Origin of the sequence: Pseudomonas sp. MRSN 12121, from assembly GCF_000931465.1 — a bacterium.
Lineage (GTDB): Bacteria > Pseudomonadota > Gammaproteobacteria > Pseudomonadales > Pseudomonadaceae > Aquipseudomonas.
In genome coordinates this window covers 2655735-2670724 of sequence record NZ_CP010892.1, presented here as the reverse complement: position 1 = coordinate 2670724, position 14990 = coordinate 2655735, and the positions used below count along the sequence as shown (strand labels likewise).

Genomic DNA, 14990 nt, shown 5'->3' with positions numbered 1-14990 from the left:
GCTCAGTCCTCCACGATCCAGGTGTCCTTGGTGCCGCCGCCCTGCGACGAGTTCACCACCAGCGAGCCTTCGCGCAAAGCCACGCGCGTCAGCCCGCCCGGCACCAGGCGGGTTTCGCTGCCCGACAGGACGAACGGGCGCAGGTCGATATGCCGCGGCGCGATGCCGTTCTCGACGAAGGTCGGGCACGTCGACAGGCACAGGGTCGGCTGGGCGATGTAGGCCTCGGGGCGGGCCTTGAGCCGGGCGCGGAAGTCTTCGATTTCCGCCGCCGTGGCCGCCGGCCCCACCAGCATGCCGTAGCCGCCGGAGCCCTGGGTTTCCTTGACCACCAGGTCCGGCAGGTTGGCCAGCACATGGGACAGTTCCGCGGGCTTGCGGCATTGCCAGGTGGGCACGTTCTTGAGGATCGGCTCTTCGCTCAGGTAGAAGCGGATCATCTCGTCGACGTAGGGATAGATCGACTTGTCGTCCGCCACCCCGGTGCCCACCGCGTTGGCCAGCACCACATTGCCGCAGCGGTAGGCAGCGATCAGCCCGGGCACGCCGAGCATGGAGTCGGGGTTGAACGACAAGGGATCGAGGAAGGCATCGTCGAGGCGCCGGTAGATCACGTCCACCGCTTGCGCGCCGGAGGTGGTGCGCATGAACACGCGGTCGTCGCGCACGAACAGGTCGGCGCCTTCCACCAGTTCCACGCCCATCTCCCGGGCGAGGAACGCATGCTCGAAATAGGCACTGTTGAAGCGCCCCGGGGTCAGCACCACCACCGTCGGGTTGTCCAGCGGGCTGGAGCTTTTCAGGGTGTCGAGCAGCAGGTTCGGGTAATGGTCGATGGGCGCCACGCGCTGCGCGGCGAAGAGTTCGGGGAACAGGCGCATCATCATCTTGCGGTCTTCGAGCATGTAGCTCACGCCGCTGGGGGTGCGCAGGTTGTCTTCGAGCACGTAGTAACTGCCGTCGGCGTCGCGTACCAGGTCGACGCCGGAGATGTGCGAATAGATATTGCGGTGCAGGTCCAGGCCGCGCATCGCCACCTGGTAGCCCTCGTTGGCCAGCACCTGCTCGGCGGGGATGATGCCTTCCTTGAGGATGCGTTGCCCGTGGTAGATGTCGGCCAGGAACAGGTTCAGTGCCTGGACCCGCTGGATGCAACCGCGCTCGACGCTCTGCCATTCGCGGGCCGTGATGCTGCGCGGGATGATGTCGAAGGGAATCAGCCGTTCAGTGCCTTGCTCGTCACCGTACAACGTGAAGGTGATGCCAGCGCGGTGGAACAGCAGGTCGGCTTCGCGACGACGCTGGTCCAGCAGCTCCAGGGGCGTGTCCGCCAGCCAACGGGCGAACTCCTGGTAATGTGGGCGGCAGCCACCACTGGCATCATACATTTCGTTAAAAAAAGCACGGGACATACCCCAACTCCTCGCCGTGGTTTAAACGGCTTTTTATGTAAACGCTCTATCTCGATAAACCGGGCCTTACGCTGGACGATGGAAACTGTTCTGTTGAGCACCTCACTGTGCGTCTTGAATATTCCACGGGATATACCGGTGGCAACCTGTCGATTATTGACGCCAGTCGCTTGGCGAAACTTCCCGCGTTATTGACGACACTCAATCGTCGACAATGACGGCCATGGGTCCTGCCACTCTTCCCTCCTCTTTGATTGTTTAATCCGAACTTTCAGTTTGAAACTTTGGCGAAACTTAAACTCCGCACTTCGCGGCATTTCAAAAGCGCTTTACCTGCTTTAGCAATCGCTGTGCCCAAACCCCGCCCGGTTCGGCAATAAAGTCCCCGTCGGCGGAAAAAGCACCCTCCGGCGACTCTTTTCAACCAGGCACGGGGCCCCGCTGCCCGTTGCGGCTGAAACGTTTTATCCGGCAAGCCTCGCGAACGGCTTTGCACAACACTGGCGCGAACGAAAAAAGTGCAGAAACTGTCGAGGAAGGTTTTTTTGCCCTGACAAGGGGATTTTTCACAAAGCCGTTGTTATCGCTTTGCACAAAGCAAGATATGACGCGGTCTGCCGAGAGAAAGAACAGCGCACCATTAGCGGTCCGGAAAACGCACCAACGGCGAACGAAACAGCCAATAGCGCCAACTATTGGCGCAATTTCCGCTTTGCGCCAGCGCTAGTTTGTAAAAGTGTCGAACACAACTGAACCGGGCATTTCCGACTTTGCACGGTTCGCCCCCGAAGGAATAACGTTCGCCGACGTTATCCGCCGAACTCTTCATTCCCGTGTTTATTGATCGGGTGCAATCGACCGGGACTTATCGCCGCCCCACCGAACCTGCAGGAGCGCAGCGTGCTCGCGATCCAGGCGTCGCGGTGAATCAGGCACGCCGCCATCGCGAGCAAGCTGCGCTACTACAGGGTTTCCAGATGTTCGAGGATGACTCGAATCGCCTCAGCCGGTGACAGCAGGGAGCTGTCCAGCCGCAAGCGCTCGCTGCTCCAGGGCTGGTAGTCGTGATCGAGCACCGACTGCCAGCTCGGTGGACGCAGGCCGGGCACATCCGCCTCACGACTTTCCACCCGGCGCCGATGCTCGGCGATATCCGTGCACACCACCTCGACGTTGAGCAAGAGGCTCTGCTCGGCCTCGGCAATGCCCTGCCAGGCCTGGCGGCTCTCGGCGACCGGGTTGACGCAATCGGCCACCACCCGATTACCCAGGGCCAGGTTGCTGCGGGCCAGGGCATTGGCGACCTCGTACCCGGCCTTGCCGACCTCCGCCAGCCCGCCATTGCGCAGCGCCTGTTCGATAGTGTCGATACGCAGATAGATGGCTCGCAGCTGGCTGGCCAGCGCCCGGGCGATGGTGGTCTTGCCACTGCCGGGCAGGCCACTGAAGACGATAAGCATGCTGAAGGCTCCAAGCCAGGACTGCATTCGCAGGCTGGCGGTAGCGCCAGCCAAGGGGTTGATAACCGCTATGAAGCCTGGGTAACGGACGGCCGCCCCGATGTGGCAGCGCGCCCGGCACGCCGGGCTGGACTGTCCGGCTCTTCGATCCGGACGGCAAACCGGCTGGCAAACTCCTTGCGCCCCAGCGCGGTCAATCCCAGCGCCCTGCTGTCCAGGTCCTGGGTCAGCCATTTGCGCCGAAGCGCTTCCTGCAACAAGGCGGCCCCCAACGCACCACCCAGATGCGGGCGGCGCATGCTCCAGTCCAGGCACGGGCAGGCAAAGCGTCGGCGCAGGGTCGCCAGGGCCGGCGCATCGATCCCGAGGCTGGCGAAAAAAACCGCGCCGGCCGGGCTCGGCACGTACTCTGCGGCGCCCTCCTGTGGCGCCACCAACCACCCGGCCTCGAGCATGCGGTCATGCAGCTGCACCGCCAGGGTGCCGGCCATATGGTCGTAGCAGGTGCGGGCGAACTGCAGCCGGTCCGGGGTGCGCGGGCTGAAGGCGGGCGTGGCATTGCGGCCGATCACCATCAGGGCTTCCAGGGCCTGGGCCACGCGCGGGTCGGCGAGGCTGTAGTAACGATGGCGGCCCTGCACATGCAGGCGCACCAGGGCCAGCTCCTTGAGCTTGCCCAGGTGCGCGCTGGCGGTGGAGGCGCTGATATCGGCGATGGCCGCCAGCTCGGTGCTGGTGCGCGCGTGGCCATCCATCATCGCGCAGAGCATTTTCGTCCGCGCCGGCTCGGCAATAGCCGCGGCGACCTGGGATACGGCGTTGTCGTGCTGCTGTGCATCCATATTTCGCTCCCGAACGAATCGTGCCCCTGGCAGGTTGCCGATAGTAGCAACACTTCTCCCCCGCGAATAAGGCTGCCCATCATGGACCCGATCACCGCCGTCACCCACGCCGATCCCTACCCTTACTACGCCAGTCTGCGGGCCCGCGGCGGGCTGGCCTTCGATCCCGGACTGGGGCTGTGGCTGGCCAGCAGCGCCGAAGCGGTGGCCGCGGTGCTGGCCCATCCGCAATGCCACGTGCGCCCAGTCCATGAACCGGTGCCCCGGGCCATCGCCGACGGCGCTGCCGGCCGGGTGTTCGCCCGGCTGATGCGAATGAACGAAGGCGAACGCCAACGCTGCCCACGCGCGGCCGTCGAACCGGGCCTGCAGCAGGTGCATGCCGAGGAAATCGGGCAACGGGTCTGCGCCCTGCTGCCGGGCCTGCCGAGCGATATCGGCGCCCGGCTGCATGACTGTCAGTTCCACCTGCCGGTGGCGGTGGTCGCCGGCCTGCTGGGCTTTGCCGCGCATCAGTTGCCAGAGATGGCCGAGCTGACCCGGGACTTCGTCGCCTGCCTGTCGCCGGCCAGCCATCTGGCGCAACGGGATGCCGCTCACCGGGCAGCCGAACACTTGATTGGACATTTCGCGGTCTTGCTCGACCGGGCGCCCATCAGCCCGCTGTTGCAACGGATCGTCGACGGCTTCGGCGCCCAGGGCCGCGACAGCCTGATCGCCAACCTGATCGGCCTGTTGTCGCAGACGTTGGAGGCCAGCGCCGGGCTGATCGGCAACAGCCTCTGCGCCTTGCTGAACGATCGCCAGTTGCTCGCGGAACTGCGGGCGGCGCCAGCGCGGATCGGCGACCTGCTGGCCGAAGTACAGCGCCACGACCCGTCGGTGCAGAACACCCGGCGCTTCGTCGCCGCCCCTTGCAGCATTGCCGGGGTGACGCTGGAGCCAGGCGCTGTGGTGCTGGTCCTGCTGGCCTCGGCCAACCGCGACCCGCAATTGAACCCGCATCCGGATCGCCTGCTGCTCGAACGCGAGGCGCGGCGCAGTTTCAGCTTTGGCAACGGCCGCCACCAATGCCCCGGCCAGGCCCTGGCCCTGAGCATCGCCAGCGCGGTGATCGGCGCCCTGGTGCGCGATCCGACCCTCGAGCAGCCCATCGGCTGGAGCTATAAAAGCTCGCTCAACGGGCGCATTCCCCTGTTCACCACCCTGCCGGAGTCGCACTGATGATCGCCGTGATTTTCGAAGCCCTGCCGCACCCGCAACATCGCCAGCGTTACCTGGACATCGCCGCCGCATTGAAACCGCTGCTGCTGGAGATCGACGGCTTCATTTCCATCGAACGTTTCCAGAGCCTGAGCCAGCCGGACAAGCTGCTGTCCCTGTCGTTCTGGCGCGACGAGCAAGCGGTCGAGGCCTGGCGCACCCTGGAGCGCCATCGCACCGCCCAGGCCCTGGGGCGGACCCAGGTGTTCGCCGACTACCGGCTGCGGGTCGCCGAAGTGGCGCGCGACTATGGCCTGACCCAGCGCGAGCAAGCGCCGGCGGACAGCCTTCAGGCCCATGCCGGGTAACACTGCTGGGCGCCTATTCGACCAATGAATGGTGATCAGAGGGTCATCGGGCTTCTGCTAGGGTCATGCCTGGACCTGGGAGGACACCGATCATGAGCCCGATGACCCAACATGCCCTGAAACTCAATGGCATCGAGTTGCACCTGCATGCCGCCGGCCCGCTGGACGGGCCGCCGGTGTGGCTGCTGCACGGTTTTCCCGAGTGCTGGTATTCGTGGCGCAAGCAGGTCGCGCCGCTGACGGCCGCCGGCTATCGGGTGCTGATCCCGCAGATGCGCGGTTATGGCGACAGCAGCGCGCCCGAGGACGTGGCGGCCTATGACGTGCTGACCCTGTGCGCCGATATCCAGCAAGCGATGGACGCCCTGGGTCAGCAGCACGCCTGCATCGTTGGCCACGACTGGGGCGCGGTGGTGGCCTGGCACCTGGCGCTGTTGGAACCGCAGCGGGTCCGGGCCCTGGTGACCCTGTCGGTGCCGTTCGCCGGGCGCCCCAGACGCCCGGCGGTAGCGATCATGCGCGAGCTGTTCGCCGAGCGTTTCAACTACATCCTGTATTTCCAGGAGCCCGGCGTCGCTGAACGGGAACTGGACGCCGATATCGACCGCAGCCTGCTGCATTTCATGCACGACTGCGAACGCCTGCTGGATGAAAAAAGCCCGTCGGCCCTGCTGTTCGAGGGCATGCCGCCGCACGCTGCCCCGCCCGCCTGGTGCACGCCGGAGGATTTTGCGGTGTACCGGCGCACCTTTGAAGGGCGAGGTTTTCGCGGCGCCTTGAACTGGTACCGCAACTTCGAGCGCAACTGGCAACGCACCGAACACCTGGGCGATCGCCAGGTGAGCCAACCCACCCTGTTCATGATCGGCGACCGCGACCCGGTGGGCCGCCTGGAGGCCCTGACGCTGGAGCGCATGCCCGGCAAGGTGCCCCACCTGGAACAACATCGGCTGGCGGATTGCGGGCACTGGATCCAGAGCGAACAGGCCGGGGAAGTGAATCGGCGGTTGCTGGATTTCCTGGGCCGTCACTACCCCTGCCCGGCTGACGCCCAGGCAGGGACCTAGGGTTACTCGCCGGCGGACGCCGCGCTGCGGTACTCGAGCGTGAGGTGCGTCAGTTCATGGACCGGCGCCAGGCGCTGTCGAATGGTCTCGGCACTGACGCCGACCGCCGCCACCACGCTGACGATCGCCGCCCGGGCCTGCGGGCCGACCTGCCACACATGCAGGTCGGTAATGTGCGCATCGCCGACGGCTTCCACCGACTCGCGGATCTCCCGGGCCAGGGCTTCGTCGGTGGTATCGAGCAACACCGCCGCGCTGGACTTCATCAAGCCATAGGCCCAGCGGGCAATGACCAGCGCGCCGACGATGCCCATCACCGGATCGAGCCAGACCCATCCCAAGTAACGCCCCGCCAGCAACGCGGCGATGGCCAGCACCGAGGTCAGGGCGTCGGCCAGCACATGCACGTAGGCCGAACGCAGGTTGTTGTCGTGGTGATGGCCATGGGCATGTTCGTGGCCATGATGATCGTGGTGATGCCCGTGATCATGGCCATGGTGACCATGGCCGCCAGACAGCAGCACGGCACTAAGGATGTTCACCGCCAGGCCGACCGCGGCGATCAGGGTCGCCTCGGTGAAGGCCACCTGGGTCGGCTGCAACAGGCGCAACAACGATTCACCGGCGATGCCGATGGCCACCAGCCCGAGGATCAGCGCCGAGGCGAACCCGGCCAGGTCGCCGACCTTGCCGGTGCCGAAGCTGAAGCGCGCGTTGTCGGCGTTGCGCCGGGCGAAACCATAGGCCGCCGCGGCGATGCCCAGGGCCCCGGCATGGGTCGCCATATGGAAACCGTCGGCCAGCAGCGCCATGGAACCGGTGAGGTAACCGGCGGCGATTTCGCCGAGCATCATGACGAAGGTCAGCGCCACCACCCACAGCGTACGCCGGGCGTTGTCGTCATGGCCGGCGCCGAGGAAATGGTGATCGTGGGTGAAGCTTGCGGCAGGCAAAGTCGGGCTCATGGGGCGTCTCCTATCAGGAATAGCGGCGGATGGCGGCGAGCAATTCGTCCACGCCCTTGGCGCGTTCCGCATCGCTGAGTTCGGGATGGGCCACATGCTCAAGGGCATGGGCCTCGATGATTTCCCCCATCAGGCCGTTGATCGCGCCGCGGGTGGCCGCCACCAGATGCAGGGTCTTGGCGCACTCCGCGCCAGACTCCAGGGCCCGCTCCACCGCCTGCACCTGACCGAGAATGCGCCGGACCCGCTTGAGCAGATCGTCCCTTTGTGCGTGTGTGTGCGACATACCTATACCCCCTATACCTATATGACGCGCATGCTGAACGATGCCGTGGGCGAACGCAAGAGGCTGACGCAGCCAGTTAACCGGGTGTATTTCAGAATCGCCCTACAGCCTGCCCACCGACCTTCACGCTAGCGTCCCGAAGCCCACTGCAAACGTTATTCGCCCCCCCGCCAAGGGGGGACTTTTCATGGACGACAGGGAAGCGAGCACGGATGAGCGGATATGTGCCGAACGCGGCAAAGGGGTATCGCAACACAGGGGTAGAACCTGTGGATCTTGGGGAGCAGCGCTGGGCGGAATATCCAGAGATGCCAGCGAAGCCGGAAGACATACCCAAGACCATCGGCTGCACCTTTACCAAACCCCGCACGCTTGCCAATGGCGTTATCAATTACGCAACCCGTGTGATCCCCACCGATACCCTCAGAGAGTTCGGTGAATTCGTCTTGCTGGGTTGTCGCGAGACTGACAGCCCGGGGAATCTCAAGCTCGGGAAGATCAGCGGAAACCTACCGGCATCACTAGGCACACTCGCGCTCGGAGGGAGAGCGATCGCGTCTTCTGCCGCAGCGCTCACAGGTGCGTCTGGCGTGGCTGCTGGCGCGTTGGCGGGAGTGGTCGCACTGTTGTGGCCATCGAGTTTGGGCGATAGCAGCCTGTATACAGAGGGCCAGCTAAGCTGCCTCAGGGAAGGTCGTACCCGTGTCCGATTGCACGTAGAACAGCAGGCCGATGGCAGCCTCAAGGGCTACGGGTACAACACCGAAAAACGCGCCGATTGGGAAATGATTCCCATCGTTCAGTTTATTGCTCAGGGCCAACAACAAGTGGCTGACTTCGGAGACGGGGTAACCCTGATCTGGACGCCAGCCGTTGACCCATCCATGGCGTCGGGAATTCCCCCGCTAGAAACAGCACCACAAGCTCCCCACATCTGGATCTATCCGCCCACCGAGCAAGCGGACAGCATCATCGTCAACCCGATCTACCCGTCTGATTACAAAGACTTCATTCTGGTATTCCCGCCGGGGACTGGGATTCAGCCCCTGTACATCGTATTCAACGTTCAATTAGAGAAGAACAGAAAACAGGGTAAAGCTTTTGAAGATGCCAAATATGATGAACTCGGCCAGACACAACCCGAGCTTGGCCGAGAAGTGACGATTAAAACCAAAAGCGGAGCCCGTACAAGACTGGACATGCTGGGGCGTGATGCTGATGGCAAGCTGTCCTGTATCGAGTGCAAATCATCAGACACAGCACCACTGACCAAAAATCAGAAAGTTGCTTTCCCTGAAATCGAAGAAAGTGGTGCAATCGTTGTAGGCAAGGGGAAGCCGGGGTTCCCCGGTGGTACCGAAATCCCACCCACCAAAGTCGAAATTATTCGGCCAAAGCCCTGAGGGAACAGCCATGTCTATCACCAATCCGCAAGTCATCGATATCTGGGTCATCCCCACTTGGGAGCCCAGTAACATTGTGCTGATTATCTCTGACCACCTTGAATGGGGAGATAAAGCTCAACAGGGTGAACACCTGCAACTGCTCCAAGACAAGATCAATACCTATGTTGCATTCATCGAGAGCGGCGAAATCTACACTGAGATCCCTGGTGCACTTGGCAAGTCTCCCCTTATTCGCATCAACGGCTTATATGAACTGCCAGAACAAGGCGAGTTTTTCATTGACCGCGCTGCTGAGGTGCTAAAGGAAGTGGGTATCAGACTAGAGTTCGTGCTTGATGAAAACGAGACGATACGCAACATGTGACCGACGATGTGTTCCCGCGCCGGGGAGAAGGTGGGGCGACGAACATCACATCGACACTCACAGAAACGGATGACACAGAGCAATGCAAAACAGCATTTCTGATTTCACCGAAGATGAATTCATCCGTTTCATTCAAGAGCTACTCGCGTCGAATGCAAAGCCTCTGACACAGCACCACTTACACGCAATCAAAAGCTAGCGTTCCCGGAAATCCAGGAGAGCGGCGGGGTCATTGTGGGTCAAGGTAAACCGGGCTTCCCTGGTGCGACGGTCATACCGCCTACCCGAGTACAAATCTTGCGACCGAAAATAGACCAACGCCTTCAAGGAGCAGCCATGTCAGTTACAGACCTTGAAGTCATCGATATGTGGGGCATCCCAAAGTGGGATCACAACAAAATAATTCTCGGGATCACAGACCACCTTGGGTGGGCTGACAAAGCCGAACAGGGCGAGCACCTTCTAGCGCTCCAGGAAAAGCTGAATGCATACATTGCTTTCATTGAAAGCGGCGAGATCTACACCGAGATTCCTGGTGCGCTCGGCAAGTCCCCTTTCATCCGCATCATCGGCAAGTACGAGCTTTCGGAGCAAGGTGAACTCCTTGTTGATCGCGCTACCGAGGTGCTGAAGGAAGTGGGCATTGGTCTAGAGTTCGTGCTTAAACAAGACGATGCGACAGACAACGAGTGACCGGTGACGGTCTTGAGCAATACATTTAGCTGATTCTCCGGGCGTTCGAATGCAGCGCACTGCGGAGGAAGCTCGCCCCTTCCCGCCACGGCTCAACGCTCTCCCTCAATCATCCCGCGTCAGCACTTCGAGCAACTCGATCTCGAACACCAGGTTTGAACCCGGCGGGATCTTGCCCATCGCGCGCTCGCCATACCCCAGGTGTGCTGGCACCAGCAGCTTGCGCTTGCCGCCGACCCGCATGCCCATCAGGCCCTGGTCCCAGCCCTTGATCACGCGTCCGGTGCCGATCACGCACTGGAACGGCTTGCCGCGTTCCCAGGAGGAATCGAAGGGCGTGCCGTCTTCCAGGAATCCGCGGTACTGGGTGGTGATCAGCGCCCCCTTGACCGCGGCCTTGCCCTCGCCCACTTCGATATCGATGACCTGCAACTGATCGTTCATCCGCTCACTCTCCGATGGGTAGCCGCCGGCAATGGCCAGCGAAGGGGGCGGAAAATAGCAAATTTTTGCTATCGCGACTCGTATCGGCGCTTCTTGACAAGCTCCACTAACATCTTCATTCCTGTCGAGCGGTTATATCTATAACAAAAACGCCTATTGCCTACAGGACATAACCCAGTCTTGAGTTCTTCCAAAACTTGCACAAGAGAACATTCAAAGTTTTATTCCAAAACCGTCAAAGATAATTCACTGTTACGGTCAACGAGAGATTGGCCCGCCCCACTGTAGTGTTGTCGATTTTTTTCTCCGCCTGATAATAAGCCGCAGAGAAGCCATAAGCGTTATTCCCTTCCAGAGGTGCTGCGAGGTTGCTCAACCATTCCCCTAAAGGCACAGGATTGTCTCCGCGTTTAATTTGTATTCCCACTCCCGGCACACCACCTGCATCAAGCTTCGCTATTCCCCTGCCAGCGTCAAAACTCCCATTTGATCTTGCCCAGTCCCAGTGGACACCCCGTTAAGCGATAAACTGCAACGAGGTGAATCATGGCAAGACAAGCAACCCCAATGAAACAGACCCGCACCCGCCATTCCCAAGCCTACAAGGACGAAGCGCTGGCTTTGGCCGAGCGCATTGGCGTCAGCAAGGCTGCCGAACAGCTCGGCCTGCATGCTTCCCAGCTCTACGGCTGGCGGAGCAAGAAGCACCAGACTCAGGCCGGCAGCGAGCGCGAGCAGTCGCTGGCCGACGAGAATGCCCGACTCAAGCGGCTGTTGGCCGAGCACGCCGAGGAGCTGGCCATCGTAAAAAAGGCCGCCGCGTACTTTGCCAAGAGCCTCAAGTGAAGTACGCCTTCATGAGGACTCATACCGCGCATTTCTCGATCCAGGCCATGTGTCGCGTGTTGGGCGTTGCCCGCAGCGGTTACTACGCTTGGTGCTCTCGCAGGCCGTCAATGCGCCAGCGGCGAAGAGCCGAACTGGATCGGCAGGTCGCTCAGGCATACAGCGCACGCAAGGGCCGCAGCGGGGCTCCACGGCTGTGCCACGACCTGCGGGAAGCCGGCCTACCCTGCAATCGCAAGACGGTAGCCGCCTCGATGCAACGGCAAGGACTGCGTGCCAAGGCCGCCAAGAAGTTCAAGGCCACGACCAATTCTCAGCACTCCCTGCCAGTGGCAGAGAACTTGCTCAAGCAGGATTTCAAGGCATCTGCGCCAAATCAGAAATGGGTGGGTGACATCACCTACCTGCATACAGAGGAAGGCTGGCTGTATCTGGCAGTGGTCATCGATCTATATTCACGGATGGTGATCGGCTGGGCCATGAACGAGCGCATGACGGCCGACTTGGTTTGCGATGCCTTGCACATGGCGCTGTGGCGACGCAGGCAGCCTAATGACGTGATCGTGCATAGCGACCGCGGCAGCCAGTACTGCTCAGCGGCTTACCAGGAGCTGATCCGCGCCCATCACTTGCGATGCAGCATGAGCGCCAAAGGCAACTGCTACGACAATGCCTGTGCAGAGAGCTTCTTCCACAGCCTGAAGGTCGAGTGCATCCACGGCGAGCGCTTCACGAGCCGCGCCCAGATGCGTGAAACCGTGTTTGAATACGTCGAAACCGATTACAACCGCCAGCGGCGACACAGCACGCTGGGGCACATCAGCCCAGAGGCCTTCGAGGCCAGGATGTGTGCTTAAACCCGTGTCCACGGCTGCTGGGCAAGATCATTCGCCGCATCCAGCCTGTATTTAATCGTATTGATTCCCGCGCTACAGCCAACCAGCTCAATATTAAAACTCTTGGCCTTCAGGCTTGAGCCAACGCCTTTGAAATCAGAAACAAGGTGCCGTCCCATCTCAACATTCGTTGAGCGAATGTCACAACTGGCAGCTGCAATATTAAGATCACCGACCAGACTTGCATTAAAAGCAGTCAAGTTCTCCCCCACAAAGGATGCAAACAGTCCTCCTGCCACCTTGTTCTTCTTAATCGGCCCAATCTTGTAGATTTCCATAATATATGGAACGCCAACTCTTACCCCCGTACCATTAGATAACACAGGATAAATACTATCGGGACCACCCGCAGAGTAAAGCCGATATCCAAGTCCCGAGTCAGCAAAAGGAAATATCTGATTAACTGCCACTGCCCCCAAAGCATCTTTTAGCCCATATCGATCACCGCTAGAACATGTAAATTCTGCGCCTCCCCCACTACCATTCACCGTATGTATTTTTGTGCCATTCGGAGTATCGGCCGGAATAGAAAGTGATTTAGGCGATGGATAATTGACAGTAGCCGGCCCAATAGTCCCATTCGTAAACCTGCATGCGCCATATACCTGACCAGACGATACCAACACACCTAAAGCAACCAACCCGACACCTGTACTACAAAACTTTAGCGTGTATCTCGACATGATCATCACAGCTCTCTATTTTACAAAATAGAAAATATTTTGAACAAAAAAACACCACCCCTTAAATAAGAAAATTCTGAAACCGAGGAAATTCGGACAAACAATCAACCCCTGGATTTATCGCCCGGGCGGCAACATCCAATATCGAGAAAGAGAATGAGATGGATATTGATTCCCCGAGCATTACCGAAGGGATGCAGCGAAGCCTCGCCCATCAAGCCCCCCTGAACAAACTCCAGACAAACCCCAGCAACCCGCCCACCGTCGCCACTCCCGCCAGCCAGCCCACCACCGACAGTCCCTGCCAGGTCGGCCCGGCCGCGGCGATCTGCGGGCCGAAGGCGATCAGCAGCGCGCTGATCAGCAACGCCAGCGAGAGCCGGGTCGAGGCCAGGCGCAGGGATTTCTCCAGGCGCTCGACGCCGGGCATGTCCAGGCGCAGGTCGACCACGCCGTGTTTCAGGCGGTTGATCAGCAGGCGGGTCAGTTGCGGCAGTTCGACGGCGAGGCCGCGGCCCAGCTCCAGGCCATCGAGGCCCAGGCGGCGGGCGAGTTTCCAGCTGAACTGCTCCTTGAGCATCTGGTTGATCGCCGGGCGCGCGGTGGCCACCAGGTCCAGCTGCGGATCGAGCCGGGTGAGCACGCCATCGGCGGTGACCAATGCCTTGAACAGCACCAGCAGGTCGGCCGGCAGCACCAGCTGGTATTCGCGCATCAGGCCGAGAAAGTCCTCGATCATCGCGCTCATCTTCAGCGCCTTGCCGCCGTGGCGTCCCATGAACTCCCGGGCGGCCTGCTCGATGGCGGACAGCTCGCGCACCTGCTCGCCGCTCCAGTCGATCAGCACCGTCACCAGCGCCTCGGTGCTGCCCTCGGTCATGGCCCGCATGAAGCCCATGACCTCCAGGCGCCGGCGTTCGTCGAGGCGCCCGACCATGCCGAAGTCGATGAAGCCGACGCGGTTGCCGTCCATGGCCCGCAGGTTGCCGGGGTGCGGGTCGCCATGGAACAGGCCGTCTTCGAGCAGCATCTTGATGAACGCCCGGGCGCCGCGTTGCGCCAGCAGGCTCGGGTCCAGGCCTTGCTCGATCAGCGCCTGGCGTTCCAACGGCGTGTGACTGGGCAGGAATTCCTGGACCAGCAGGCGCTCGCTGCTGTGCAGCCAGTGGATCCGCGCAATGGCGATCTGCGGATGCCCGGCGAAGTTCGCCGCCACCTGGTCGCCGTTCTGGCCTTCCTGGGTGAAGTCGAGCTCATCGAGCATCGCCCGGGCCAGTTGCCGGACCATCTGCCGCGGCTGGTAATGGGCCAGCGCGGCGTTCTCTTCCACCAGCATCGCCACGCCTTCCAGCAGTTGCAGGTCGGCGTTCATCTTGCGCCGCAGTCCGGGACGCTGGACCTTGACCACCACCGCCTCGCCACTGAGCAGCCGCGCCCGATACACCTGGGCGATGGAGGCCGCGGCCAGGGGCTCGGTGTCGAACTCGGCGAACACCTGGTCCAGTTCGCACCCCAGGTCCTCGCGCACCTGATCTTGCAGCTCGCTCCAGGGCAAGGTCGCGGCGCTGCTGTGCAACGCCTCCAGTTCGCGGATCCAGTGCGGCGGCAGAATATCGCTGCGGCTGGCGAGGATCTGCCCGAGCTTGATAAAGGTCGGGCCGAGCTTCTCCAGGGCCAGGCGCACGCGCTGCGGCGTCGAGTCCCCGGAAGCGGCCTCGGCGCTGGCCTGGGCCTGGCCCAGCAAGCGCCCCAGGCCCAGGCGCAGCAGCACATCCCGGGCGCCGGCGGCCACCAGCACGGCGACGATCTGATGCACCCGCTTATGGTGTTTGAGGGCAGTCCAGGTGGGTTCGAGCATGGTCGGGATGTCCTTGGGCAGTGTCCTGCAAGCTCCGACCGCAACCGCCGCCAATCATTCCGGACGCGGCCTCGCACTTGCGTTCCAAGGCGGTGCCGAGCGCCCAGCCGGTTGCCACCCACGTCCGCCAGGTAGCCGGTCTCCAGGCCGCCACGCTGCCAGCGATGGCCAACGCTGCCTGCCCAGGCAGGCAGCGC

At 61.8% G+C, this 14990-nt stretch carries 16 protein-coding genes and 1 pseudogene; 9 read left to right on the top strand and 8 right to left on the bottom strand.

The window, feature by feature from the left end:
- Positions 1-2: 2 nt before the first annotated feature.
- The 3 genes from TO66_RS12310 to TO66_RS12300 all read right to left on the bottom strand — a co-directional run bounded on the left by TO66_RS12310 (position 3) and on the right by TO66_RS12300 (position 3714).
- Positions 3-1412, bottom strand: coding sequence for a circularly permuted type 2 ATP-grasp protein (locus tag TO66_RS12310; RefSeq protein WP_044462572.1), 1410 nt, complete (start codon positions 1410-1412; stop codon positions 3-5).
- Positions 1413-2374: 962 nt separating this feature from the next.
- Positions 2375-2872: an AAA family ATPase gene (locus TO66_RS12305; protein WP_044462571.1), complete on the bottom strand. Its 498-nt coding sequence runs from the start codon at positions 2870-2872 to the stop codon at positions 2375-2377.
- Between the two features lie 68 nt (positions 2873-2940).
- Positions 2941-3714, bottom strand: coding sequence for a helix-turn-helix transcriptional regulator (locus TO66_RS12300; RefSeq protein WP_044462570.1), 774 nt, complete (start codon positions 3712-3714; stop codon positions 2941-2943).
- 81 nt (positions 3715-3795) lie between these two features.
- Between TO66_RS12300 and TO66_RS12295 the strand changes: the two genes are divergently transcribed.
- The 3 genes from TO66_RS12295 (at position 3796) to TO66_RS12285 (ending at position 6352) form a co-directional block, all read left to right on the top strand.
- The gene (locus tag TO66_RS12295; protein WP_044462569.1) at positions 3796-4938 is read left to right on the top strand and encodes a cytochrome P450; all 1143 of its coding nucleotides are present in this window, start codon (positions 3796-3798) and stop codon (positions 4936-4938) included.
- Positions 4938-5285 (top strand): antibiotic biosynthesis monooxygenase, encoded by a 348-nt coding sequence (locus TO66_RS12290; RefSeq protein WP_044462568.1) that lies wholly within the window; start codon positions 4938-4940, stop codon positions 5283-5285. The genes TO66_RS12295 and TO66_RS12290 overlap by 1 nt, the downstream gene beginning before the upstream one ends.
- A 92-nt stretch (positions 5286-5377) precedes the next feature.
- Positions 5378-6352: an alpha/beta fold hydrolase gene (locus TO66_RS12285; RefSeq protein ID WP_044462567.1), complete on the top strand. Its 975-nt coding sequence runs from the start codon at positions 5378-5380 to the stop codon at positions 6350-6352.
- A gap of 2 nt (positions 6353-6354) precedes the next feature.
- On the opposite strand, the gene dmeF is transcribed toward TO66_RS12285, so the two are convergent.
- Entirely contained in the window at positions 6355-7317 is a 963-nt protein-coding gene (gene dmeF, locus TO66_RS12280) for a CDF family Co(II)/Ni(II) efflux transporter DmeF (protein ID WP_044462566.1), read from the bottom strand.
- Between the two features lie 13 nt (positions 7318-7330).
- On the bottom strand, positions 7331-7603 hold the full coding sequence (locus tag TO66_RS12275; RefSeq protein WP_044462565.1) for a metal/formaldehyde-sensitive transcriptional repressor: 273 nt from the start codon (positions 7601-7603) through the stop codon (positions 7331-7333).
- A gap of 212 nt (positions 7604-7815) precedes the next feature.
- Here TO66_RS12275 and TO66_RS12270 point away from each other — a divergent pair, with 212 nt between their 5' ends.
- The 5 genes and pseudogenes from TO66_RS12270 to TO66_RS12260 all read left to right on the top strand — a co-directional run bounded on the left by TO66_RS12270 (position 7816) and on the right by TO66_RS12260 (position 10066).
- Complete coding sequence (locus tag TO66_RS12270) at positions 7816-9006, top strand: S-type pyocin domain-containing protein (protein ID WP_044462564.1); 1191 nt, start codon at positions 7816-7818, stop codon at positions 9004-9006.
- A gap of 10 nt (positions 9007-9016) precedes the next feature.
- Positions 9017-9373, top strand: a complete 357-nt coding sequence (locus TO66_RS12265) for a DUF6572 domain-containing protein (RefSeq protein ID WP_044462563.1) — start codon at positions 9017-9019, stop codon at positions 9371-9373.
- An 82-nt stretch (positions 9374-9455) separates the two neighbouring features.
- Complete coding sequence (locus TO66_RS34290; RefSeq protein WP_148558663.1) at positions 9456-9572, top strand: bacteriocin immunity protein; 117 nt, start codon at positions 9456-9458, stop codon at positions 9570-9572.
- Positions 9521-9679: pseudogene (locus tag TO66_RS33940) on the top strand (pyocin); the annotation flags it as partial. The gene TO66_RS34290 and the pseudogene TO66_RS33940, both read left to right, overlap by 52 nt.
- Positions 9680-9709: 30 nt before the next feature.
- Complete coding sequence (locus TO66_RS12260; RefSeq protein WP_044462562.1) at positions 9710-10066, top strand: DUF6572 domain-containing protein; 357 nt, start codon at positions 9710-9712, stop codon at positions 10064-10066.
- A 105-nt stretch (positions 10067-10171) separates the two neighbouring features.
- On the opposite strand, the gene TO66_RS12255 is transcribed toward TO66_RS12260, so the two are convergent.
- Positions 10172-10510 (bottom strand): FKBP-type peptidyl-prolyl cis-trans isomerase, encoded by a 339-nt coding sequence (locus TO66_RS12255; protein ID WP_044462561.1) that lies wholly within the window; start codon positions 10508-10510, stop codon positions 10172-10174.
- Positions 10511-11056: 546 nt separating this feature from the next.
- Between TO66_RS12255 and TO66_RS12245 the strand changes: the two genes are divergently transcribed.
- A protein-coding gene (locus tag TO66_RS12245; protein WP_103462477.1) for an IS3 family transposase occupies positions 11057-12213 on the top strand; the annotation gives its coding sequence in 2 pieces (ribosomal slippage) (positions 11057-11315 and positions 11315-12213; 1158 coding nt in all).
- On the opposite strand, the gene TO66_RS33315 is transcribed toward TO66_RS12245, so the two are convergent.
- Positions 12210-12941: a fimbrial protein gene (locus TO66_RS33315; RefSeq protein WP_156162062.1), complete on the bottom strand. Its 732-nt coding sequence runs from the start codon at positions 12939-12941 to the stop codon at positions 12210-12212. The genes TO66_RS12245 and TO66_RS33315 overlap by 4 nt on opposite strands.
- Before the next feature lie 208 nt (positions 12942-13149).
- Positions 13150-14793: an AarF/ABC1/UbiB kinase family protein gene (locus tag TO66_RS12240; RefSeq protein ID WP_044462560.1), complete on the bottom strand. Its 1644-nt coding sequence runs from the start codon at positions 14791-14793 to the stop codon at positions 13150-13152.
- Positions 14794-14990 lie beyond the last annotated feature (197 nt).

Coding starts and splice junctions, on each gene's coding strand:
- TO66_RS12290 (WP_044462568.1), top strand. CDS start 4,938: ATGATCGCCGTGATTTTCGAAGCCCTGCCGCACCCGCAACATCGCCAG.
- TO66_RS12255 (WP_044462561.1), bottom strand. CDS start 10,510: ATGAACGATCAGTTGCAGGTCATCGATATCGAAGTGGGCGAGGGCAAG.
- TO66_RS12270 (WP_044462564.1), top strand. CDS start 7,816: ATGAGCGGATATGTGCCGAACGCGGCAAAGGGGTATCGCAACACAGGG.
- TO66_RS12265 (WP_044462563.1), top strand. CDS start 9,017: ATGTCTATCACCAATCCGCAAGTCATCGATATCTGGGTCATCCCCACT.
- TO66_RS12295 (WP_044462569.1), top strand. CDS start 3,796: ATGGACCCGATCACCGCCGTCACCCACGCCGATCCCTACCCTTACTAC.
- TO66_RS34290 (WP_148558663.1), top strand. CDS start 9,456: ATGCAAAACAGCATTTCTGATTTCACCGAAGATGAATTCATCCGTTTC.
- TO66_RS12285 (WP_044462567.1), top strand. CDS start 5,378: ATGAGCCCGATGACCCAACATGCCCTGAAACTCAATGGCATCGAGTTG.
- TO66_RS12305 (WP_044462571.1), bottom strand. CDS start 2,872: ATGCTTATCGTCTTCAGTGGCCTGCCCGGCAGTGGCAAGACCACCATC.
- TO66_RS12310 (WP_044462572.1), bottom strand. CDS start 1,412: ATGTCCCGTGCTTTTTTTAACGAAATGTATGATGCCAGTGGTGGCTGC.
- TO66_RS12300 (WP_044462570.1), bottom strand. CDS start 3,714: ATGGATGCACAGCAGCACGACAACGCCGTATCCCAGGTCGCCGCGGCT.
- dmeF (WP_044462566.1), bottom strand. CDS start 7,317: ATGAGCCCGACTTTGCCTGCCGCAAGCTTCACCCACGATCACCATTTC.
- TO66_RS12260 (WP_044462562.1), top strand. CDS start 9,710: ATGTCAGTTACAGACCTTGAAGTCATCGATATGTGGGGCATCCCAAAG.
- TO66_RS12275 (WP_044462565.1), bottom strand. CDS start 7,603: ATGTCGCACACACACGCACAAAGGGACGATCTGCTCAAGCGGGTCCGG.
- TO66_RS12240 (WP_044462560.1), bottom strand. CDS start 14,793: ATGCTCGAACCCACCTGGACTGCCCTCAAACACCATAAGCGGGTGCAT.
- TO66_RS33315 (WP_156162062.1), bottom strand. CDS start 12,941: ATGATCATGTCGAGATACACGCTAAAGTTTTGTAGTACAGGTGTCGGG.